The sequence below is a fragment of the Cyclonatronum sp. genome (assembly GCF_022565315.1).
In the GTDB taxonomy this organism is placed as follows: domain Bacteria; phylum Bacteroidota; class Rhodothermia; order Balneolales; family Cyclonatronaceae; genus Cyclonatronum.
Genome location: NZ_JAIUMX010000018.1, coordinates 22,248 through 45,672 on the forward strand (window position 1 = coordinate 22,248; position 23,425 = coordinate 45,672).

The window sequence follows — 23,425 nt, forward strand, 5'->3', positions numbered from 1 at the left end:
AAATCAGACGGAAACCTGCGATTTGAGCTTGAACAACAGCTGCTCACAGCTGCGCTTCACAATCTGAAACACGTTTTCGAAACCGTCGAGGCCGCCGTAGTAGGGGTCAGGCACTTCGCCGTCGCCGGGTTTGGGGTCGTAATCGCGCAGCAGCTGAACCTTTTCGCGCTGCTCGTCGGTGGTGCACAGGCGAAGCACGTTGTCGCGGTTTTCGTTGTCCATTACCAGAATGAGATCGAACTCATCAAGGTCGGCACTGCGGAACTGCCGCGCGCGGCTGAGCAGCTGAACGCCGTGCTTTTCGGCAATGGCCCGGCTCTTGCTGTTGGCCGGCTCGCCGGTGTGGAAGGAAGCCGTGCCGGCGGAGTCGATCAGGAAATAATTTTCGAAACCGGCTTCTTTTACCAGGTGCTGCATTACGCCCTCACCGGTCGGGCTGCGGCAGATATTGCCGAGACACACGAAAACCATTTTGTAGGGGTCTTTAAGGGTGATGGGCCGCAGGGGCGGAAATCCTTTTAAAGCCATGTTATTTTTTTGAGTAAAGGTTGAGAGATTGGGGGAGGAAGCAGAAAATGTTCCCGCATCAGTTACCGGCATTCTGAAGCCGCTGAAGCAGCTCTTCAGCACTTACACCCATAAAGGTGAGATCGTCTTCGGCGGCCTGCCGCAGCTCGCTTTCGGGGTAGGTTTCGATCAGGCGGGTGTACATGAGGCGGGCGTTGTCGGGGTCGCCCAGCATGTGGTGGTAGGTGTAGCCTGCCAGAAACAGGGCGCGCTCTGCCTGCGGCGTGCCGGGCCATTCACGGGCAAGCTGCCGGAACAGGTTCACGGCTGTAACCGGTTGATTGAGGGCATCAGCCGTGAGGTTGGCCGCAAGGAACAGCATTTCGGGCGCCTGTTCGTGCTCCGGATGCAGGTAGGCGAACATGCGGTATTCTTCGGCGAGAAAGCGGGCACGGGGTGTAAACTCAGGGCTGTTGGGGTTTTCGAGCATCAGGCTGCGGAACTGTTCTTCGGCCTGGCTGATTTGTTTGAGCCGGAGTTCTTCCTGCGACAGTACGGGCTTCGGAGCAGGCTCTGGGGTGCAGGATATGGGCAGGAAAGCCGTCATCATCCCAAAAAACAAAAGAAAAAAAATAAAAGGTCTGTGCTGCATGGCTGCCTGAAAAATAGCTGAAGAATTGAAATTCATGGTAAGACCTAAAAATCCGTATATTTGCCCTCTTAATCAAAATTATCCAAAAAAGCCTCTAACACTCGTATGGGTGCCAAATTCACCGAAGTCAAAAACGTCGATTTCCCAAAACTGGAGCTCGAAGTACTCGAATTCTGGAAGAAGCGCAAGATTTTTGAGAAAAGTATCTCAACCCGTGAAGACGGAATCCCTTTCACTTTTTATGAAGGTCCGCCAACAGCGAACGGGCGTCCGGGCATCCACCATGTGATGGCCCGAACGGTGAAGGATTTATTCTGCCGCTACAAAACCATCAAAGGCTACAAAGTTAACCGAAAGGCCGGCTGGGATACGCACGGGCTTCCGGTTGAAATTGAAGTCGAGAAGAAGCTGGGCCTCAAAGGCCGGGCGCAGGTTGAGGAATTTGGTATTGCCGAATACAATGCCCGCTGCCGCGAAAGCGTGCTCGAATACAAGGATTTATGGGATGAACTCACCCGCCGCATGGGCTACTGGGTTGATCTCAGCGATCCTTATGTAACGTTCAAAAACGAATACATCGAGTCGGTCTGGTGGGCGCTCGGCAAGCTTTACAGCAAAGACCTGCTGTATAAAGGCTATAAAATTCAGTGGTACTCGCCCGGCAGCGGAACCGTGCTGAGTTCGCACGAGGTGAGCCTGGGCTATCAGATGGTGCAGGATCCCTCGGCTTACGTGAAATTCCGCCTCGATGAGGCCGCCGATACGTACTTCCTTGCGTGGACGACCACACCCTGGACGCTCATCTCAAACATGCTCCTCGCCGTGAAAGACGACCTCACCTATGTGCAGATCCGCGTTGCCGGTGCCAACGGTGAGCCCGAGTACCTTGTGCTGGTGAAAGAGCGGCTCGAAGTGATCCGCGAAGACTACGAAATTATCCGCGAAATGAAGGGCGCCGAGCTGGTAGGCAAAACCTATCAGCCGGTTTACGATTACGCCCTCGGCACCTACGGAAAAGAAGCCGCCTGGCGCGTGGTTTCCGCAGATTTTGTGACGACTGAGGACGGTACCGGTATCGTACACCTCGCGCCGGCCTTTGGTGCCGATGACTTTGCCGTGTGCAAAGAGCACGACATCCCCCTGTTTAACCCCGTAACCAAAGACGGCGTGTTCGACGGGCAGGCTGAAATTGTGAAAGGTGAATGGTTCAAGGATGCCGATAAAATCATCATCCGCGACCTCAAAGAACGCGGCGCACTGTACCGTCAGGAAACCTACGACCACAACTACCCGCACGACTGGCGCAAAGGCACCCCGCTGATTTCCTACCCGGTGGAGTCATGGTTTATCCGCACTACGGCTTTCAAAGACCGGATGATCGAGCTCAACAACACCATCAACTGGAAGCCGGCGAGCACGGGCACGGGCCGCTTCGGTACCTGGCTCGAGAACAATGTGGACTGGGCGATTTCGCGGCAGCGTTTCTGGGGCACGCCCCTGCCGATCTGGGTGAACGACAACAACCCGGATGACATGGTGTTTGTGGATTCCATCAACATGCTGCGCGAGAAAGCGGGCATCCCCAAAGATCAGGAACTCGACCTGCACCGTCCGTTTATTGATGAATTTACCTGGAAAGCCAAGGACGGCGGTACCTACCGACGTATCCCCGACCTGGTAGATGTGTGGCTGGATTCCGGCGCCATGCCGTTTGCGCAGTGGCACTATCCTTTCGAGAACAATCACATCTTCAAAGAAAGCTTCCCCGCTGATTTCATCGCTGAAGGCGTGGATCAGACCCGCGGCTGGTTCTACACCCTGCACGCCCTGGCAACCATGCTGTTCGATAAGCCCGCTTACAAAAATGTGGTATCGAACGGACTTGTGCTCGACAAAAAAGGCGAGAAAATGGCCAAGAGCAAGGGCAACGGGGTAGATCCTTTCGAAGTAATCCGCAGCTATGGTGCTGACACCGTGCGCTGGTACATGATGAGCAACACCCCGCCCTGGGAAAACCTCAAGTTCAGCGAAAAGGGCCTGCAGGAAACACAGCGCAAGCTCTTTAATACGGTGATGAACACCTACTCCTTCCTTGCGATGTATGCCAATATCGACGAATGGACCTACAGCGGAGCCCGCATTCCCGTGGCCGACCGCCCCGAGATGGACCGCTGGATCATCTCCCGCATGTACACCACCATCAAAGAGGTGGATACACATTTTGAAGATTACGACCCGACAAAGGCTGCCCGCGAAGTGGAGCAGTTTGTGGAAGACCTCAGTAACTGGTATATCCGCCGCAACCGCCGCCGGTTCTGGAAGGAAGGCAAGAGCCTCGACAAAACCGCTGCTTACCAAACCCTCTTTGAGTGTCTGGTGAGCCTGAGCAAGCTCATGAGCCCGATTGCGCCGTTCTTCAGCGAGTGGCTGTACCGCGAGCTGTACAAGGTTCACAAAATGGAAGAAGAGTCGGTGCACCTGTCCTTTTACCCGACCGTGGAAGAAACATCCATCGATAAGGCGCTTGAATACCGCATGTATCAGGCGCGGCTCATCAGCTCCGTGGTGCTGCGCATCCGCAATAAGATTGCCGTGAACGTAAGGCAGCCGCTGTCGCGCATTATCCTGCCCACGCAAAGCCCCGAGCACCGCGACGCCGTGGAGCGCGTGAAAAACATCATCCTTGATGAGGTGAATGTCAAAAACCTCGAGTATGTGGATGATGATTCCGGCATCGTAAGCAAGAGCGCGAAGCCGAACTATCCGGTGATGGGTTCGCGGCTTGGTAAGAAAATGAAGGCGGCTGCAAAGCGAATCGCTCAGTTAAGCAATGATGAAATAAATGCTTACGAAGTAAAAGGCTCGATTCAGCTGGAGATCGAGAATGAACAGCTTACATTCCAAAAAAATGATATTTTGATTATACGCGACGGGCTGAAAGGCTGGGAAGTGGAAACCGAAGAAGGCATCACCGTAGCTGCCGACACAACCCTCACCGAAGACCTCATCCGTGAAGGATTGGCCCGTGAAATTATTAACCGCGTGCAAAATATGCGCAAAGAGGCCGGGTTTGAAGTTACTGACCGGATTCGACTGACAATTGTCGGTGACGAAGAAACCGCGAGTGCCGTGGAAAGCATGCAGGCGTACATCAAACTCGAAACCCTGTCTGAGGAAATTCACTCAGTTGCTGACAACACTGATGATTTCGAAAAAGAATGGGAAATCGATGATAAGACCGTATTAATTGCCATTAAACGTAAACCCAACTGATACTTTAAGAGGTAACGACAATGAGTAAGGACACCGACCCCCGAGTCTCCCCGTACACCGATGAGGAGCTGGAATATTTTAAGGAAATCATTATAAAGAAAAGAACCGAAGCTGAGCAGGATCTTGAGATGCTTCAGTCTGCTATTCGTGAAAGCACCGAAAATGCTTCGGATGAGTCCGCTTATTCATACCACATGGCTGATGCCGGCACCGATGCACAGGAGCGGGAGAAAACCTACATGCTGTTCAACCGCACCAAGAAATTCATCCGCTACCTCGATGATGCCCTGGTACGTATCAAAAACAAAACTTACGGGGTTTGCCGTGTAACCGGAAAGAAAATTTCCAAAGGCCGCCTTGAGGCTGTTCCGCATACGCAAATCAGCATCGAAGCAAAGCTCAAACAAAAATAAGGTCGCCGCTTTAGCGTGAATCCCAAGTCTGAAAAACTCGCCTGGTTTTCGGCGATGGCCGTGATTGTGGTCATCCTCGATCAGTGGTCCAAAACCGTTGTGCGCACAAGTCCGGAATTACACCGGCTCACCCTCATCGACGGATGGCTGGCGTTTAACTACACGACCAATCCCGGCATGGCTATGGGCATTTCATTCGCCCCGACCTTCGTGATCAGCATTATTGCGATTCTGGCCACCATCGGCATTGTGTGGTACACCATCAGCGTGATGGATCAGGCGCCGAAGGGCTTCGTGATCTGCATGGGCCTGGTAATCGGAGGCGCACTCGGTAACATTGCCGATCGCCTTTACATGGCCGTGATTAAGGGCTACGGCAGCGTGCTTGAAGGCGCTGTGGTAGATTTTATCCATTTCACCTGGATCTGGCCCGCGTGGGTACCCTGGGTTGGGGGAAGCCCGTCTTTTCCCTACATCTTTAATGTAGCCGATGTAGCCATTTCAACGGCCATCATCATTTTGCTGGTGTTCTCGAAATGGCTGCTGCCGGCCGATCCGCCAAAAGAGGCTGCTCCGTCGGAAGTGCCGGTGCAGCAAACGGAGGCGATTACGACGGATACTCCCGAAACAGAAACCGCATCGCCCGACAGCGAAAAGCCCGAGACTACCACTCAGGCGGCATCCGAAACGGATTTGACACCGCTTTCAGGCGATGAAGCCAAGCCCACAAAACCGGCCTGAGCTTAAGCCCATGTCTACCTCACTTTATACCCAAAAACTGATTGAGGCTTCCCGGAATACTGAAAACCGTCTCAGCCCCGGCAGCAAGCCCGATCAGTTTGATTTCCATATTCAGGGCCAAAACCCGGTCTGCGGCGACCGGGTTATTTTTTTTGTAACGATGGATGGAGACCGCATTGCCGGCATCAGCTACGATGTCGCTGGCTGCCTGATGTCGCAGGCCTCAGCCGCATTTCTGGCTGTTTTTGCCCGGGGAAAGGCGCCTGAACAGCTTCGGGCACTGTATGAGGAAATCAGCCGCATCACCAGTCCCGACGGTCCGGGGCCGGACCCCGCTGCCGACGAGCAGCTTGCAGCCGCAAAACCCTGGCTCGCCCTCGCCCAAATCCGCGACTATCCCGCCCGCCGCAAATGCGTGATGATGGCCTGGGATGCCCTCATGAAACAGCTGCCATCCCTGCAATAGGCCGAATTCAGAAAGACGCGCAAAAAAGAAGCCCGCCTTTCAGTTTCAGCTGTAAGGTTTTTGCCTTTCGGTACTCTTTGATCCAAAATAACTTCAAAGATAAACCTACCGGAATAATGGCTGAAATTAACCTCAAACAAGCTGAATACACTGCGGAAATCGTCAAAAAAAGCGGCGTCCGCAACATGCTGCCCGAAGAGCAGCCCCGTGAAAAACTCATGAAATACGGCCCTGATGTGCTCACCGATTCCGAGCTGCTGGCCATTTTGCTGCGCTCGGGCACACAGGGCATGAACGTGATGGAAGTTTCCCGAACCCTGCTGGAGCGCAGCGGCGGTATCCACAAACTTGCCCGACACGACTGGGAGGAAATCAGCGGCATACGCGGTATCGGCAAGGTGAAGGCCATCACACTTGTGGCCGTTTTTGAACTGGCCCGCCGCCTCAGTCAGGACAGCGAGGCGGAGAAAATCTTCTTTTACTACCCCGAGCAGGTATATTCTTATTTTGGCCCGATGCTGCGCGATCAGCAGAAAGAAATATTTATCGTGGGCTATCTCAACTCGGCTAAGCAGCTCACCGGGTACGACCGCATCAGCGTTGGCGGGGCGAATGCAACTATCGTTGATCCCAACGAAGTGCTTAGGAAGGCTATCATTAACCGGGCGCACAACATTATGCTGGTTCACAACCACCCGAGCGGCAATCCCCGGCCCTCGCAGGCCGACACCAAGCTCACCAAACGCATTCAGTCAGGCGCACGAATGGTAGGCATGGATGTGGCCGATCACGTGGTTATAGCGGGCTACGAATGGACGAGCTTCAAAAAGCTCAGCATTATTGAGTGAAGAACTTTGTATATTTACAAAGTGCCCGAAAGCCACAGAAACCCGGTGAAAAGCCGGGTTTTTTGTTGCAGGGTGCCATCATTTTTTACCTAAGCGCCGGCCATAGCAGCAGCAGGCAAACTGTATTTTCGATTGTTTTTTTTCGGGTGATGCGTTTCGATGCCTGCGCCTGTTTCTGAGCCGGCTACTCACTATTCATATACCGCCTGCCCGTACGGGTGCGGCATCTGACATCTTCTTCCTGTTTACGCATGAAAGCATACCTGGTACGCATCCTCACTGAAGCCCTCGCGAAAATTACCGATCAGCCGGTTGAGGCCGACATCATCATCGAAAAGCCGCGCAGCGCGGATCACGGCGACGCGGCCACAAACCTGGCCATGACCCTCACCAAAAAGCTGGGCATGCCGCCGCGCAAAATCGCCGAAGCCCTCAAGGCAGCCCTGCCGCTCGATGACGGCTACCTCAGCGCCGTAGAAATTGCCGGCCCTGGTTTTATCAACTTCCGGTTTTCCGAAAAATGGCTGTACGGTCAGCTTTCCGAAATCCTCGAAACCGGCGCGGGCTACGGCAAAACCAACGAAAATGCCGGCAAAAAAATGCAGATCGAGTTCGTAAGCGCCAACCCGACCGGCCCGCTCACCGTGGGTCATGGCCGGAACGCCGTCCTCGGCGATACTATCGCGCGCCTGCTCGAGTGGACCGGCGCTGCCGTTGATCGCGAATACTACTTTAATAATGCCGGCCGGCAGATGCGCGTACTCGGTGAAAGCGTTCGGGCCCGCTACCTGCAGGAGCTCGGGCAAAAAGCGGAACTGCCCGAAGACGGTTATCAGGGCGGGTACATCACCGATATCGCCAAAACCCTGATCGACGCGCACGAAGAATCCCTGCTGGGCTGTCCCCCCAACGACCCCGTTTTTAAAAACGCGGCTGAGCACGCCATTTTCGCGGATATCCGGAAAACGCTGGAGCGCATGAACATCCGCATGGACAGCTTCTTCAACGAGCACACCCTCTATGAAGACGGCTCCATCGACCGGGTTGTGAGCCGGCTGCGCGAGCTTGACCTCGCCTACGATGCTGACGGCGCGGTCTGGTTCCGCACCACCAAATTCGGCAAGGAAAAAGACACCGTGCTGGTAAAAAGCACCGGTGAGCCGACTTACCGCCTGCCCGATATTGCCTACCACATCAACAAGCTCGACCGCGGCTACGATACCTGCATCGACATTTTCGGGGCCGATCATATCGCGACCTATCCCGACGTGGTTTCTGCGGTTGAGGCCCTCGGCTACGACAGCAAGCGCATCGACGTGCAGGTGTATCAGTTTGTAACCATCGTGAAGGAAGGTATTCCGTTCAAGATGAGCACCCGCAAAGCCAATTTCGTGACCCTCGATGAGCTCATGGATATGGTAGGCAGCGACGTTACCCGCTTCTTCTTCCTGATGCGCACGCCGGGCACGCACCTCGAGTTCGACATAGCCGAAGCAACGCAGCAGGGCGAGAAAAACCCCGTGTTTTACCTGCAATACGCACATGCCCGCATCCACAGCATCCTCAGCAAAGCAACCGAGGAATACGACCTCAGCGCGGAAGCGGACTTAGGGCTGCTCACCCATCCCGCCGAAACAACCCTCATTAAAGACCTGCTGCAGTTCCCTGATATGGTGGCACAGGCTGCGCATCACCGGGAGCCGCACCGCCTCATCAATTACCTGAATGAGGTGGCCGCGAGTTTCCACCGGTTCTACCACGACTGCCGGATTATGGGCGAAGCCCCTGAGCTTGCCGTTGCCCGCGTTGCGCTGCTGCGCGCCGTAGTAACGGTGCTGAACAACGGCCTCACCATACTCGGTATTCAGGCACCCGAGCGCATGTAGGCCGGGGAGCTTCCTCTTCCCAAAAAAATCCGGGCCGGATTCGCTTCAAAGGCGGGTCCGGCCCGTTTTGTTTTACTCCGTGTTGTTGATGAGCACCCGCGCATAGAACTGAATCATTTCCCCGTAGTTTTCGATGGAAAGCCGTTCGTTGGTGCCGTGCACGCGGTCGAGGTCGCTTTGTTCGGCCCGGAGCGGGAAGAAGCGGTAGATGTTGGGGCTTATTTCGGTGTAGTGCCGGGCATCGGTAGCGCCAACCATGAGAGAGGGCGCTACGGCAACCTCGGGGAAAATCTGCCGGATGGAGCGCGCAAGCTGCCGGTAAGGCTCGTTGGTGATGGAGGATACCGGCGAAGGCTCGATATAGCCGAAGAGTTTCTCAACCTTCACGCTGTCGTCATTGATCACTTTTTTGACGTGCGCGATCACGCTTTCCACAGAGTCGTTGGGATGGATGCGGAAATTTACCACCGCACGGGCGATGGTCGGGATGAGGTTTTCCTTCATGCCGGATTCAAAAATGGTGGTCGCAGTGGTGGTGCGCATGGCCGCATCGGTTGCGGGAATGGTGGCGAGGAAGCGGCGCAGCGGGGTTTTGAACAGCCAAAGATTTGCGAAAATAAACCGGAAAGGGATTGGCATGCCGGTGCCGATGGCCTCAAAAGTTGATTTCACGAGCCCGTCGAATTTGGCCGGCAGCGGGTTGTTTTCGAGCCGGTGCAGGGCCTCGCCCAGGCGCGCGATGGAGGTCGTGCCCTGCGGCACGGAGGAGTGCCCGCCCTCTGAGGCGACGCTCAGCTCCAGGCTCAGGTAGCCCTTTTCGGCCACAGCCACAAGCGCTACGGGGCTCTTAACCCCTTCGATGAGCTCTTCAACGACCGGGAGGCCTTCATCCAGCAGAAACTCCATCTCGATACCACGCGATTTGAGCAGCCGGCCGATTTCGCTTGCCCCGAATTCGCCGTCGATTTCCTCATCGTGGCCGAAGCCGAGGTAAACCGTGCGCTGCGGCTCGAAGCCCTCACGCAGCAGGGCCTCAGTGGCCTCGAGGATGGCCATCACGCCGGACTGCACATCCATGGTGCCGCGGCCGTAGATGTGCTCGTCGGTAACCGCGCCCTGAAACGGGGGGTGGTCCCAGTCCTCTTCTGTACCCGGCTCAACCGGTACAACGTCGAGATGGCAGGTGAGCATGATGGGCTTGAGGTCCGGGTTTTTGCCCTCCCAGCGGTAGAGCAGGCTGTACCGGTTCACGGTTTCCTGCTCCAGCTTCTCGTACACAAGCGGGAAAGCCTCGTCGAGAAAACGGTGCATTTTCTCGAATTCTTCGCCATCGATGAGGCTTGCATCCTGCCGGGAGATGGTTTTGAACTGAATAGCCCTGCTCAGGCGCTGCACTGCTTCATCAAGATTAACGGGCAGCTGCTCACAACTTTCGGGTTCCGGGGTTTTTACGGTGAGCCGAAACGTACGGAAAACGGTGAATGCTACAACTAACAGTAGCAGGCCTAAGAAAGAAATCAGCATGCAGGCGGTTTATCAGGATGGGAAAAGATGAGTGCCGGCAAAATTACCGGATGTACGTGGTGAATGACATTTGCAGAATGGCAAGGCGGAAAATAACCACATCGTTCAAAAAAACAGAACTTCAAATCTAAACATAAGTTCGGCAGTGCGTGGGCTGAATCCTTATATTTCTGAGTTTACATAAAATCCGGCTCAGACAGCAGCTTCAGCGCCGGATGCCATCATCCCGAAAAAACTGAAAAGCCAATTTTAACATCAAGTTATCCATTAATGCAGGTCGTGCCGGCCTGATATCCGCTATGAACGATTACAAACCTTCGCAGATTGAGCCGAAATGGCAGCGCTACTGGGACGAACACAAAACCTTTAAAACCGACGACAGCGACCGCAGCAAGCCGAAGTACTACGTGCTGGATATGTTCCCGTACCCGAGCGGCTCGGGTCTGCATGTAGGTCACCCGGAGGGGTACACGGCTACCGATATTGTGGCCCGCTACAAGCGCATGAAAGGGTTCAATGTGCTGCACCCGATGGGCTGGGATGCTTTCGGCCTGCCTGCCGAGCAGTACGCCATTAAAACCGGCACGCATCCGCGCATCACAACAGAAAAGAATATTGAGCGCTTCAAAACGCAGCTTAAATCACTGGGTTTTGCCTACGACTGGGACCGTGAAATCAACACCACATCCCCCGATTATTACCGCTGGACACAGTGGATTTTCCTGCAGCTCTATAAAAAAGGACTGGCCTATCAGGCGGATGTGCCGGTTAACTGGTGCCCTGAGCTGGGTACGGTGCTGGCCAATGAAGAAGTGATCGACGGCAAGAGCGAGGTCGGCGGCTTTCCGGTCATCCGCAGGCCGATGCGGCAGTGGATGCTCAAAATTACCGAGTATGCCGAGCGTCTGCTGGAAGATCTGGAAGAGCTGGACTGGTCAGAATCCATCAAGCTGATGCAGCGCAACTGGATCGGGAAATCGGTCGGGGCGAACATCACCTTTAAAGTAGCCGGGCATGAGGGAGAGGAAATCCGCGTATTTACGACCCGTCCCGACACCCTTTTCGGTGCGACTTACATGGTGCTGGCCCCCGAGCATGAGCTGGTAGCAAAAATTACGACCGATGCAAAGCGCGCCGAAATGGACGCTTATGTGGAGCAGGCCGCCCGAAAATCGGATCTCGACCGGGGCGAGCTCAACAAAAACAAGACCGGTGTGTTTACCGGCGCTTATGCCGTAAATCCGGCAACGGGCGAGTCAGTGCCCGTTTGGGTGGCCGATTACGTGCTGATTACCTACGGAACCGGTGCCATTATGGCGGTGCCGGGCCATGACGAGCGCGACTGGGAATTTGCTGAAAAATACGGGCTGGAAATCCGCGAAGTGGTTGCCGGCGGCGATGTGCGCAAAGCCGCACACACGCAGACCGAAGGCAGCGCCTGCGTAAACTCCGACAATGGTGAGGTAAGCCTGAACGGGCTGGCCGTAGATGAGGCCAAGCAGCGCATCATTGGCTGGCTCGAAGAAAAAGGGCTGGGTGAAGGCGCCGTAACCTACAAACTGCGCGACTGGCTGTTCTCGCGGCAGCGCTACTGGGGCGAGCCCTTCCCGATCATTCATGTGGACGGGCAGCCGAAGCCGCTGAGCGAAGCCGACCTGCCCCTCACTCTGCCCGATGTGGAGCGTTACGAGCCGAGCGGCACACCGGAGTCGCCCCTGGCCGGAATCACCGACTGGGTCGAAACGACCGATCCCGAAACCGGCAAACCTGCCCGCCGCGAAACGAACACCATGCCGCAGTGGGCCGGTTCGTGCTGGTACTACCTGCGGTTTATTGATCCGGACTACACCCAAGGCCCCGTCTCCAAAGAAAAAGAGCAGTACTGGATGCCCGTTGACCTCTACGTGGGCGGCGCAGAGCATGCGGTGCTTCACCTTTTATATGCGCGTTTCTGGCACAAGGTACTCTACGATCTGGGCGTGGTTTCAACCAAGGAGCCGTTTTATAAGCTGGTGAATCAGGGCATGATTCTGGGTGAGGTGGAATACACCGTGTACCGCGCGGAAGACGGCCGCTTCCTCACGCAGGACGATCTGAAAACCTACAGCGGCGAGCTTACCCGCATCCGCCTGCGGCAGGATCAGGTTACCAAAAATGACGCGGAAGGCTACGAGCTTGACCCCTCAAGGGCGGCCGAGCCGGTAACGGTGATGCACCCCAACGGGAAAAAAGAAGAGATGAGCGGCTATTTCAGCGATGCTGACCTGAAGCAGGCGGTACCGGTTGAAGCGCGTTCGTTCAAGATGTCGAAGTCGCGCGGCAACGTGATTAACCCCGATGAGGTCGTGAAGCAGTACGGCGCCGATGCCCTGCGGCTGTACGAGATGTTCATGGGTCCGCTCGAGCAGCCCAAGCCCTGGAGCATGAGCGGGGTGGAAGGCGTGTACCGCTTCCTGAAGCGGGTGTGGCGACTGATGATTGATGAAGAAGGAGACGGCGGTCTGCATCCGCTGGTTCAGGATGTGGCGGCTGACCGGGCGCAGGAAAAAGCCCTGCACGAAGCCATAAAAAAAGTAACGGACGACATTGAAGGATTTCGGTTTAATACCGGTATTTCTGCCCTCATGATATTCGTGAACGAAGCCATGCAGTGGGAGCAGCGTCCGCTCGGGCTGATGCGTGAATTCCTGCTGCTGCTGAGCCCGTACGCGCCGCACCTCGCGGAAGAGCTGTGGGAGCGCCTCGGCTTTGAAGCCTCCGTAGCAGAGCAGCCCTGGCCCGAATACGACCCGGCCAAGCTCATAAGCGATGTGAAAACCTATGCCGTACAGGTAAACGGCAAGGTAAGGGGTGAAATAACCCTGCCGCTTTCAGATGCCGGCGACAAGGAAAAAGTGCTTGCACTTGCTAAAGAAGAGCCTGGCGTAGCCAAATACCTCAAAGAGGCGCAGATCGTGAAGGAAGTTTTCGTACCCATGCGTATTGTGAACATTGTGGTTAAGCCTGCATAGAAGACCGGATAGTAAGCAGCAGGCAGTCCCGGATAAAGGGGCTGCCTGCTTGGGGTATTAATTGGGTAAGCATGCCGTCGGGGAGGAAAAAATTCGGTTAAAGAAATTCAGGGAAATCTAAATTAGGGTCATTTTTTGAAGCCCCGGGAAGCACGAAAATGGAAACGAAGCGCTTTTCAGGCATTCGGAAACGCAGCGGAACGGCGCTTCCGGCAAATATTAAATTTTATTAATCAGTCATTTTCCGGTATCCGGGAGACAGAAAAAGGCACTGCAAAAGCGCAACTCAATGACCGCAGGTACCCAAAGTGTTGCCATTCAATTGTTTGCAATGCGGTGGGAAAGAAACAAAACAGAAACGCGAGAATAACTTAATGTTACTATTGAGATTAGAGAAAAAGGTTTTTGGGAAGCGCTTTTATTTTATTGAATTTAGTGCGATAAAAAGGGGGGTATTTGCACCCCAATATAATTGTTAGGTAGTGGGCTAAACGAAAAAAAAGAGCTGTAAAAAACTGAGTTGAAAGAGGTTTCTGAAAGTCGGGAAGTTGCGGCAAAAGACTTAGATACCCATAAATTGCAAAGACTTAGAGTATAAGGAATGGAGTATAACTGCGCAAATAATTTATTTTCAAAAAAAACTGAAACTACTTTCATTTTATATTGAAACTTCATTTATTTAGGACAGCACAATTTAGCGCATAGCCAGTGTGTAACTGAAAAGCGCTTACAGCATTAAGGCCTGCCCCATGCGGGAGGCTGTAACTCAATCACAACCAATACAAGCGGAACAATCATTATGGAACAATACATTCTCGCTCTGGATCAGGGAACTACAAGCTCAAGAGCAATTTTATTTAACAAAGCCGGCTCGATAGTATCAGTAGCCCAAAAAGAATTTCGTCAGATATATCCCAAGCCGGGATGGGTAGAGCACGATGCTCAGGAAATTTGGTCAACGCAAGCCGGTGTTGCTGCTGAAGCGGTTACAGCCAAGGGCTTCAACGGTCAGAACCTTGCTGCTATCGGTATTACCAATCAGCGTGAAACAACTGTAGTTTGGGATCGGGAAACAGGTGTTCCGGTTTACAATGCAATTGTATGGCAGGACAGAAGAACAGCTGAATTTTGTGATGAGCTGAAAGGCAAAGGTCTTGCGGCCAAAATTCAGGAAAAAACAGGCCTTGTACTTGATGCTTACTTTTCCGGAACAAAAGTAAAATGGATTCTTGACAATGTAGAAGGTGCCCGTGAAAAGGCGGAAGCCGGAAAACTTGCTTTTGGTACTATCGATACCTGGCTTATCTGGAATCTTACCCGCGGTGAAGTACACGTAACTGACGTAACAAACGCTTCCAGAACCCTGCTTTTCAACATCAACTCCATGGAGTGGGATGAGGAAATGCTGGATATCATGACAGTGCCGAAAAGCATGCTTCCTGAAGTAAAACAATCTTCTGAAGTTTACGGCCACACGAAAACAACTATTTTTGCTTCCAAAGTACCTATTGCAGGTATCGCAGGTGATCAGCAGGCGGCCCTCTTTGGCCAAATGTGTAACAAAGAAGGTATGGTTAAAAATACCTACGGCACAGGCTGCTTCATGCTTATGAATGTTGGCGAGAAGCCCGTTCCTTCCAAAAATAACCTGCTGGCAACGGTAGCCTGGAAAGTAAACGGCAAAACAAATTATGCGCTTGAAGGTTCAATCTTTATCGCCGGTGCGGTTGTACAGTGGCTGCGCGATGAGCTTGGAATCATTCAGAAATCAAGTGAAGTTGAAAAACTTGCAGCATCTGTAGAAGACAGTGGCGGTGCTTATCTGGTACCGGCATTTGCAGGTCTGGGTGCTCCGTACTGGGATCAGTATGCCCGCGGAACCATGGTTGGCATGACCCGCGGAACAAGTGCAGCACACGTAGCCCGTGCAGCTCTGGATTCCATTTGCTATCAAACCCTTGATGTACTAACAGCCATGAATGCTGATTCAGGCATCGATATACGCGAGCTGCGCGTAGATGGCGGCGCAACGGTTAATGACCTTATGATGCAGTTTCAGTCTGACATCCTTCAGGTGCCCGTTGTAAGACCAAAGGTAACCGAAACGACAGCACTTGGTGCTGCATACCTTGCAGGCCTTGCTGTAGGTTACTGGCCTGATATGGATAGCATCAGCCAGCAATGGCAGGTCGATAAACGCTTCGAGCCTGCAATGGAACAGGAAAAAGTTGACGAGTTCACCAAAGGCTGGAAACGCGCCATCAAAGCTGCCCGTGTTTGGGCGGAATCCCGCTAATTAAGCGGAATTAAACCGGCTGAATAATTCAAAAAAAACCCTCTCCTTGAAACAAGGGGAGGGTTTTATGAACCTCTGCAAGACCAGATACAATTATGAAAAGACAAGACATGTTAAAAGAAATCCGCGACTACTCAGGCTTCTGGGACGTCATCATTATTGGTGGTGGCGCTACAGGGCTTGGTGCTGCGGTTGAATCGGCTTCAAGAGGATACAAAACCCTGCTTCTTGAAAAATATGATTATTCGAAGGGTACCTCCAGCCGCTCTACCAAATTGGTACACGGCGGGGTAAGGTATCTGCAGCAGGGTAACGTAAGCCTGGTTCTTGAGGCGCTGCGGGAACGTGGTCTCATGATTCAAAATGCCCCCCATTTATGCAGAAATCAGGCTTTTATTGTACCCAATTACGATTGGTGGGGTGGCCCGTTTTACGGTGTCGGCATGAAGGTTTATGATATGCTGGCAGGTAAATTAGGGTTGGGCCCATCCAAAATATTATCACGCGAAGAAACCATTAAACGCATTCCAACCATTGAAGCGGAAGGCCTGCGTGGTGGAGTAATTTATTACGACGGTCAGTTCGATGACTCACGCCTTGCCGTAAACCTGGCGCAAACAGCAGTTGAACAGGGCGCTACTGTAATGAACTACATGAATGTAACCGGCTTGCTGAAATCCAAAGACGGATTTACAAGCGGTGTGAAAGTTACGGATACCATTAATAATGATGATTACGAGCTGAATGCCCACGTAGTAATTAATGCTACCGGCGTATTTACGGATTCCGTTGTGAAAATGGATAATCCCGATGCCAAACCCATGGTACAGCCAAGTCAGGGGATTCACATCATTTTAGATAAAGAGTTTTTACCGGGCGACTCAGCCATCATGGTTCCTCAAACAGACGACGGCCGCGTACTCTTTGCAGTACCCTGGCACGACAAAGTTGTTGTAGGAACTACTGATACGGCCGTTGATTCAATCGATTATGAGCCGCGTGCTTTCGATGAAGAAATCGAGTTCGTAATGACGCACGCTGCCCGTTACCTGAATAAAGATCCGGAAATGAAGGATGTACGAAGTGTATTTGCCGGGCTGCGCCCGCTTGTGAAACCACAGGATGACAAAGGCACTTCTGCAATATCCCGCGACCATACCTTGTTGGTTTCTGAATCCGGCCTGGTGACTATCACCGGCGGAAAATGGACAACCTACAGGAAAATGGGGCAGGATACGATCAATCAGGCAGCTTTGGTTGCCGGTCTCGAAAGCAGAGACTGCGTTACAGAAAATATGCGCATACACGGCTGGGTTAAACACCAGGATACAACTGATCCGCTGCACCTATATGGGTCTGATGCGCCGGGTGTTCGCAAACTGTACGCAGAAAATGCACAACTCGAGCAAAAGCTACATGATGATTTGCCATACATCAAAGCGGAGGTTGTTTGGGCAGCCCGCCATGAAATGGCAATGACCGTAGAGGATGTGTTGTCACGCAGAACCCGGGCAATCTTGCTTAATGCCAAGGCAAGTATTGAAACGGCACCTGAAGTGGCGAGGCTTTTGGCCGCAGAACTCGGATATGATGAGGCCTGGCAGAAGGCGCAGGTGGATGCCTATACCAAACTTGCAGAGGGGTATACCCTGTCCTGAAGCAGGTCTCATCTGTCTTTTTCTGAACAGATGTGACAAAACCTAACCAATGCATATTTGTGTGCGGGGAAAGCCTTCCATTTACTGTCTGAATTCATGGGGGTGAATTCGCTAACGGAATGAGCTCAACCGCACCAAATCTGCATCTTTTAACTAAATCAAAAAATAACTAAAGGAGATTCATACCATGGGTCCTTTTCTCGGTGAATTTATTGGTACAGCTATTCTTATCCTTCTGGGTAATGGTGTAGTGGCCAACGTTGTATTAAATCAAACTAAGGGCAACAACTCAGGCTGGATTGTAATAACATTCGGCTGGGGTATGGCAGTTTTTACTGCCGTCTTCGTTGTTGGTCAGTTCAGTGGTGCCCACATTAACCCTGCCGTTACGGTAGGCCTTGCAGTTGCAGGTTTGTTCGATTGGGGCATGGTTGGGCCATACATTGCTGCTCAGTTGCTTGGTGCTTTCACAGGTGCCGTTTTAGTCTGGCTGGCTTATAAAGATCACTTTGCCGCTACTGAAGACGGACCAGCCAAACTGGCTGTCCATTCAACAGGCCCGGCTATCCGTAATACAGGCTCTAACCTGATTACTGAGGTTATCGGTACCATTATGCTTGTATTCGGTGTGTTCTATCTGGTAGGCCCGGGCTTTATGAGTGCTGACGGTGAAATGCTTACCGCGATTGTGATTAACGGTCAGGAAGTTGGTTTTGGCCTTGGCTCATTATCTGCACTGCCCGTAGGTCTTTTGGTACTTGCAATTGGTTTGTCGCTCGGCGGACCAACCGGTTATGCGATCAATCCTGCTCGTGACCTCGGTCCGCGGATTGCGCATGCTGTCCTTCCTATTCCAAACAAAGGCGACTCCGACTGGGGATACTCCTGGATTCCGGTTGTTGGTCCTATTGTAGGTGCTGTTATTGCAGCCCTTCTGTTTGGAGCGCTCTCGTAAGCCGGCGCAGCTATTTCAGGCTTACATACTGTTATAAAAGCAGTTACTGAACCATATCATTATTCCCTCACCCATGCCGGCACAGTGCCGGCATGGGGCTTATTTCAAAAAAAACATTAAGAGTAAAGTATTATGAAAAAATCCGTTATTAGCCTGGCAGCTGCCGCGTTGATCCTGATTACAACCTTTGCGATGACGCCTCAAACTACGCAGGCACAGGAACTTTCTATTGAACCGGGCGCTACCATCACAAGCCGTTTTATTTACCGTGGTCTTGATCTTGGTTCCTCTCCACAGGTGCAGCCAAGCATCGCCCTGAATTACGGAAACTTCAACTTCACCCTTTGGGGATCTCATCCGCTTTCACTTACACCCGACGGATCTGACTACAAAGAAGTTAAGTTCTGGATGAACTACACTTTCGATGCCGGTAACTTCACCCTTACCCCGCAAATCGAAAACCACTTCAACGCAAATGCCGATCTGTTCGATTTCGATGAAGATACCACAACACACGTTTTCCAGGCTTCTGTTCGCGCAGCTGCCAAAGGGGATGTAGCTCCTGATTTCCTTCTCGGATATGCCTTCTGGGGCGCCGATGGTTTCGAGCCTACACTATACCTGGAAGCAGGCGTTAGCTTTAGCATGGGCGATACCGGTCTGCGTGCTTTCCTCTCGGGTCAGTACTCTGATGAAGGCGGATTCGTTGACCTCGATTACGGCGGAGACTTCGTATTCAATCAGCTTGGGCTGAGCGCTACACGTCATCTGAGGATTTCTGACAATATTTCGGTTCCTATGAGTGTACTTGTTGCTATCAACCCGAAAACCGAGCGCGCCTTTACAGCTTTCTCAATCAGCTTCTAATCTGAGCTGCTTGCATTACCAAAGCATCTGCCCCGTTTCCGGGGCAGGTGCTTTTTTTGATAGCCGGATGTAATGCAACAAAATTACATCCGTTTTTTTACACGGCTTTGGAAGCGCTTTTAGCAATTAACCCTATTTTTTCCAGCAGCTTATTAATCATAATCTACATAAACAGGTAACTATGAAAAAACTGATTAATCACCCCGATAATGTCATTAAAGAGCAGCTTGAAGGTATGCAGGCCGCACACGCTGATCTCATTAAAGTCAATTTCGAACCCTACTACATTACCCGTGCAGGCGGTCCCGTTAAAGGGAAAGTAGCCCTGATCTCCGGGGGCGGAAGCGGTCACGAGCCAATGCACGGCGGATTTGTGGGGCACGGGATGCTTCATGCAGCCTGCCCGGGTGAGGTCTTTACCTCGCCAACGCCCGATCAGATGCACGAAGCAGCCAAAGCTGCCAATGGCGGTGCAGGCGTTCTGAACATCGTGAAAAACTACACCGGTGATGTGATGAACTTCGAAATGGCTGCAGAACTTGCCATTGCCGAGGGCATTCAGGTACAGAATATTGTTATCGATGATGATGTTGCCGTAAAAGACAGCCTCTACACCGCAGGCCGCCGTGGTGTAGGTGCTACCGTGCTGATTGAAAAAATATGTGGTGCTGCTTCGGAAGAGGGATACGACCTCAAAGCCGTTTCTGAACTTTGCCGCACCCTCAATCAGAATGCCCGCAGCATGGGGATGGCCCTCACGAGCTGTATCACCCCGGCCAACGGCTCTCCAAGCTTCGAAATCGGCGATGATGAAATGGAAATCGGTATCGGGATTCACGGCGAGCCAGGCATTCAGCGCGAGAAAATTAAAAGTGTTGATGAAATCACCGAAATGATGACCGTCGGTATTCTCGAAGACGGCGCTTACAGCCGCAAACTCAAAGAGTGGGATCACGATAAAGGCGAATGGGTTGAAGTCGAATACGTAGATCAGCCCTTCAAAAAAGGCGACAATGTGATTGCATTCGTTAACAGTATGGGCGGAACCCCCGTATCGGAGCTGTATGGCGTGTACCGCAAAATGGCTCAGGTAACCGATAAATTCGGTATTAAGATTGTTCGCAATCTCATCGGTCCGTACATCACCTCACTCGAAATGCAGGGCTGCTCCATCACCCTGATGAAGGTTGATGACAAAATGGTGAAACTCTGGGATGCACCGGTTTACACACCGGGCCTGAAGTGGGGCATGTAGGTTTTTGCGGGAAACCTGTTTGAAATCAGTCCGGGAAGTTCAGCTGTTTAGGGTTGTTTTTTGTGCGGAATGAAAGTAACCTGAAAACAGCAAACTTCGCATCAGCCGTATCAACCCTCCGGCCAATACCGGAGGGTTGCTTGTGTTTTCTGAATCCTGTACCGTAAACCACAGCATTCACCAAACGCTATATAGTGCTTGCAGGTGCATGGTTAAGCATCCATTTTTCTTTTGAAATTAAATCATATCCCTCTGCTTATGCTTACAAAAGAACAGGTAATCACGTGGCTCACCCTATGCCATGAAGTTCTCGAAGAAAATAAAACCTGGCTCACCCAGCTCGATACAGCAATTGGTGATGCCGACCACGGTAACAATATGAACCGTGGGTTTAAAAAAGTTTACGCACAGCTCGATGCCATTAAAGACAAAGACATTGGGGCTATTTTTAAAGCAACTGCAATGACGCTTATCTCTACGGTTGGCGGCGCATCCGGGCCGCTTTATGGCACCTTCTTCTTACAGGCCGGAAATAAGCTTGCCGGAAAAGAAGAGCTTACCGATAATGATGTTGCAATCATGCTGCGTGCCGGCCTCGACGGGGTTGTGATGCGCGGCAAAGCGCAGGCCGGCGATAAAACGATGGTAGATGTGCTCATCCCGGTTACCGAATCTGTAGAACAGGATATAAATGCCGGTACACCGCTTGCCGAAGCTCTGGCTAAAGCCGTTGAAGTTGCCGAACAGGGTGTGAAAGACACTATTCCGCTTGTGGCCAAAAAAGGCCGCGCGAGCTACTTGGGAGAGCGGAGCAGAGGACATCAGGATCCCGGAGCGACCTCGTCAAGGCTGATTATCGAAGCCCTTTTTAACGCAAGCCGCTAAGGAGTGTGAATTAAGAGCAACGCCTCTGCTGCTCATCGCGTAAAAGACGCGCGGCATGAGAGTAACAAACCCATGCGCATTGCAGCATCGGGTAAAGGGTTTTTATACGCTTGTCAGTTGTAGTAAATGAAATTACAAACCCCTGATTTTTAACATTTTATGATTGGAATAGTAGTCGTATCCCACAGCGCAAAGCTGGCAGAAAGCGTTCTCGAACTTGCGCTCGAAATGGGAAGTGCGGATCTGAAAGCCGCCGCAGCCGGTGGTGTTGATGATGAAGAAAACCCCATCGGTACCGACGCCATGAAAATTCTTGCCGCCATTGAAGAGGTTTACTCCGATGATGGTGTCCTTGTTTTTATGGATATGGGCAGTGCCATTATCAGCACAGAGCTGGCCCTCGATTTTCTCGATGAGAAACGCAGGAGCAAGGTTGTGCTGTGTGAAGCACCCTTTGTGGAAGGAATTGTTGCCGCAACCGCACTCGCTTCGGGTGGTGCTTCCATAGATGAAATTATCAGAGAAGCGAGATTTTCAATTCGGGGGAAGGCCGCACAGCTTGGAATCGATTATGCCGCCATTTACGGCGGCGGAAGCACAACGGAAGCGAAGCCTGATGAAGAGCAGACCGTGAAGAAAGAGTTCACCCTGAAAAACACCATGGGCCTGCATGCCCGCCCGGCTGCAAGGCTTGTCTCTGCCGTGAGCGGCGTGAAAGAAGATGTGTTTATACGGAATGTGACTAAAGGGAACCACTTTGTTTCGGCGCGAAGCATGAACAGCCTGCTCTCGCTGAATGCGCAGCAGCATGATGTGGTGGAGCTCGTTTTCCCCGCCGAAGGCTGCGATGACCTTATTCATCACGTTTCGGAGATGTTTGACAAGCACTTCGGGGAATCTACCGCTCCTGCACCGCGCCGCCGGCCAAAACCGGAAGCCGGCAAAGCCGCCGAACTTCCTGAAAACGGCATCATGAAAGGAATCCCGATTTCGCCGGGTTATGCGGTAGGGCCGGTTGTTCAGCGGATGGTGAACCTGCCCGATATCGAGGAAGCAGATGCCGAAAACAGCGAGGCCGAACTCGAAAAACTCGAAGCCGCCCTCGATGCTTCCCAGCATCAGATTGAAGCGATCAAACTAAAAAGCGCTGCAGAAATCGGCGAGGAAGAGGCAGCCATTTTCGACGCGCAGGTGCTGCTGCTGCGCGATCCTGAACTGCTTAGCAGCGTGAAAGAGCGGATTTCTCAGGGGAAAACAGCCGCTTACGCCTGGCGCAGCGGGCTGGGTGATGTGATCAGGATGTACGAAAGCATTACCGGCGACAGCATTATCTCAACGCGTATTATTGATCTGATTGACGTGGGTACGCGCGTACTTGAGCATATTACCGGTAACAACTACACCGGCGCTGTGCTGAGCGAGCCCTGCATTTTGTGCATGAATGATATCAGCCCTTCCGATGCGGCTTCCCTTGATGCCGATAAAATACTGGCAATTTGCTGCGAGAGCGGCAGCGATGTTTCACACAGTGCCATTATTGCCCGATCGATGGGCATCCCCACCATTTTTAATATGGGCAAAGCCCTCAAGAAACTGCCCGACGGCGGCATGGTTGCCGTAAATGCCGAAATCGGCGAGCTGTACATCAATCCAAATCAGGCAATCCTGGCGCGCATTGCAACCGAGCGGGAGCGCTGGCTGGAAGTAAAGCAAAAAGCCCACCTCACCCGAAAAGACAAAGGTCAGACCGGCTGCGGTACCCGGCTGCGCGTACTGGCCAACGTGGGCAACGAGCACGAAATCAATCAGGTGCTGGATCTTGGGGCAGAAGGTGTGGGGCTGTTCAGAACCGAATTTTTGTTTATGGAGCGCACCAGAGTGCCCAACGAAACAGAGCAGTTTGAAGCCTATAAAATTGCGGCCATGGCGCTCGGCAGCAAACGCCCGCTTACCATCCGGACCCTCGATGTTGGCGGGGATAAGCCCATTCCATACCTCAATATCGAGGGAGAAGAAAATCCGTTTCTGGGCCGCCGCGGTATCCGCTACTGCCTCGATGAGCGCGGACTGTTCAAATCGCAGCTGCGCGCCCTGCTTCGGGCTTCAGCATTCGGCCGCATCGAAATCATGTTCCCCATGATTGCCTGCACCGGCGAAGTCGAATCTGCCCTCGCCCTGCTCGAAGAAG

Annotated in this window: 17 protein-coding genes; 14 read left to right on the top strand and 3 right to left on the bottom strand. The window is 52.6% G+C overall.

All coding sequences use genetic code 11. The annotated features are described in order from the left end of the window. Positions 1-3: 3 nt before the first annotated feature. The gene (locus LAT75_RS05115; protein WP_291481553.1) at positions 4-528 is read right to left on the bottom strand and encodes a low molecular weight protein-tyrosine-phosphatase; all 525 of its coding nucleotides are present in this window, start codon (positions 526-528) and stop codon (positions 4-6) included. Between the two features lie 58 nt (positions 529-586). After that, entirely contained in the window at positions 587-1,195 is a 609-nt protein-coding gene (locus LAT75_RS05120) for a tetratricopeptide repeat protein (RefSeq protein WP_291481554.1), read from the bottom strand. A 69-nt stretch (positions 1,196-1,264) separates the two neighbouring features. Here LAT75_RS05120 and ileS point away from each other — a divergent pair, with 69 nt between their 5' ends. From ileS to argS, 6 genes are all read left to right on the top strand, one after another. Continuing rightward, positions 1,265-4,432: an isoleucine--tRNA ligase gene (gene ileS, locus LAT75_RS05125; RefSeq protein WP_291481555.1), complete on the top strand. Its 3,168-nt coding sequence runs from the start codon at positions 1,265-1,267 to the stop codon at positions 4,430-4,432. Positions 4,433-4,452: 20 nt separating this feature from the next. Beyond that, positions 4,453-4,845: a TraR/DksA C4-type zinc finger protein gene (locus LAT75_RS05130; RefSeq protein WP_291481556.1), complete on the top strand. Its 393-nt coding sequence runs from the start codon at positions 4,453-4,455 to the stop codon at positions 4,843-4,845. A 15-nt stretch (positions 4,846-4,860) separates the two neighbouring features. Beyond that, positions 4,861-5,586: a signal peptidase II gene (locus tag LAT75_RS05135; RefSeq protein WP_291481557.1), complete on the top strand. Its 726-nt coding sequence runs from the start codon at positions 4,861-4,863 to the stop codon at positions 5,584-5,586. Positions 5,587-5,596: 10 nt separating this feature from the next. After that, positions 5,597-6,052 carry an iron-sulfur cluster assembly scaffold protein gene (locus tag LAT75_RS05140; protein WP_291481558.1) on the top strand — a complete coding sequence of 152 codons (456 nt, stop codon included), beginning with the start codon at positions 5,597-5,599 and terminating at the stop codon, positions 6,050-6,052. Positions 6,053-6,168: 116 nt separating this feature from the next. Continuing rightward, on the top strand, positions 6,169-6,900 hold the full coding sequence (radC, locus tag LAT75_RS05145; protein WP_291481559.1) for a DNA repair protein RadC: 732 nt from the start codon (positions 6,169-6,171) through the stop codon (positions 6,898-6,900). Between the two features lie 251 nt (positions 6,901-7,151). Continuing rightward, positions 7,152-8,786, top strand: coding sequence for an arginine--tRNA ligase (gene argS / locus LAT75_RS05150; protein WP_291481560.1), 1,635 nt, complete (start codon positions 7,152-7,154; stop codon positions 8,784-8,786). 72 nt (positions 8,787-8,858) lie between these two features. Here the strand turns inward: argS and LAT75_RS05155 are convergent, their stop codons facing one another. Further along, a complete protein-coding gene (locus LAT75_RS05155; RefSeq protein WP_291481561.1) occupies positions 8,859-10,310 on the bottom strand; it encodes a M20 family peptidase in 1,452 nt (483 codons plus the stop codon). A gap of 299 nt (positions 10,311-10,609) precedes the next feature. Here LAT75_RS05155 and leuS point away from each other — a divergent pair, with 299 nt between their 5' ends. The 8 genes from leuS to dhaM form a co-directional block, all read left to right on the top strand. After that, entirely contained in the window at positions 10,610-13,321 is a 2,712-nt protein-coding gene (gene leuS, locus LAT75_RS05160; protein WP_291481562.1) for a leucine--tRNA ligase, read from the top strand. Between the two features lie 799 nt (positions 13,322-14,120). Beyond that, positions 14,121-15,617 (top strand): glycerol kinase GlpK, encoded by a 1,497-nt coding sequence (glpK, locus tag LAT75_RS05165; protein ID WP_291481563.1) that lies wholly within the window; start codon positions 14,121-14,123, stop codon positions 15,615-15,617. Between the two features lie 95 nt (positions 15,618-15,712). Continuing rightward, complete coding sequence (locus LAT75_RS05170) at positions 15,713-17,275, top strand: glycerol-3-phosphate dehydrogenase/oxidase (protein WP_291481564.1); 1,563 nt, start codon at positions 15,713-15,715, stop codon at positions 17,273-17,275. Between the two features lie 187 nt (positions 17,276-17,462). Further along, positions 17,463-18,230 (top strand): MIP/aquaporin family protein, encoded by a 768-nt coding sequence (locus LAT75_RS05175; RefSeq protein WP_291481565.1) that lies wholly within the window; start codon positions 17,463-17,465, stop codon positions 18,228-18,230. Between the two features lie 132 nt (positions 18,231-18,362). Continuing rightward, positions 18,363-19,097 (top strand): hypothetical protein, encoded by a 735-nt coding sequence (locus LAT75_RS05180; protein ID WP_291481566.1) that lies wholly within the window; start codon positions 18,363-18,365, stop codon positions 19,095-19,097. Positions 19,098-19,278: 181 nt separating this feature from the next. After that, complete coding sequence (gene dhaK, locus LAT75_RS05185) at positions 19,279-20,352, top strand: dihydroxyacetone kinase subunit DhaK (RefSeq protein ID WP_291481567.1); 1,074 nt, start codon at positions 19,279-19,281, stop codon at positions 20,350-20,352. Positions 20,353-20,610: 258 nt separating this feature from the next. Continuing rightward, positions 20,611-21,237 (top strand): dihydroxyacetone kinase subunit DhaL, encoded by a 627-nt coding sequence (gene dhaL / locus LAT75_RS05190; RefSeq protein ID WP_291481568.1) that lies wholly within the window; start codon positions 20,611-20,613, stop codon positions 21,235-21,237. 159 nt (positions 21,238-21,396) lie between these two features. After that, the coding region (dhaM, locus tag LAT75_RS05195) for a dihydroxyacetone kinase phosphoryl donor subunit DhaM (RefSeq protein WP_291481569.1) at positions 21,397-23,425 on the top strand (2,029 nt) is incomplete at its 3' end.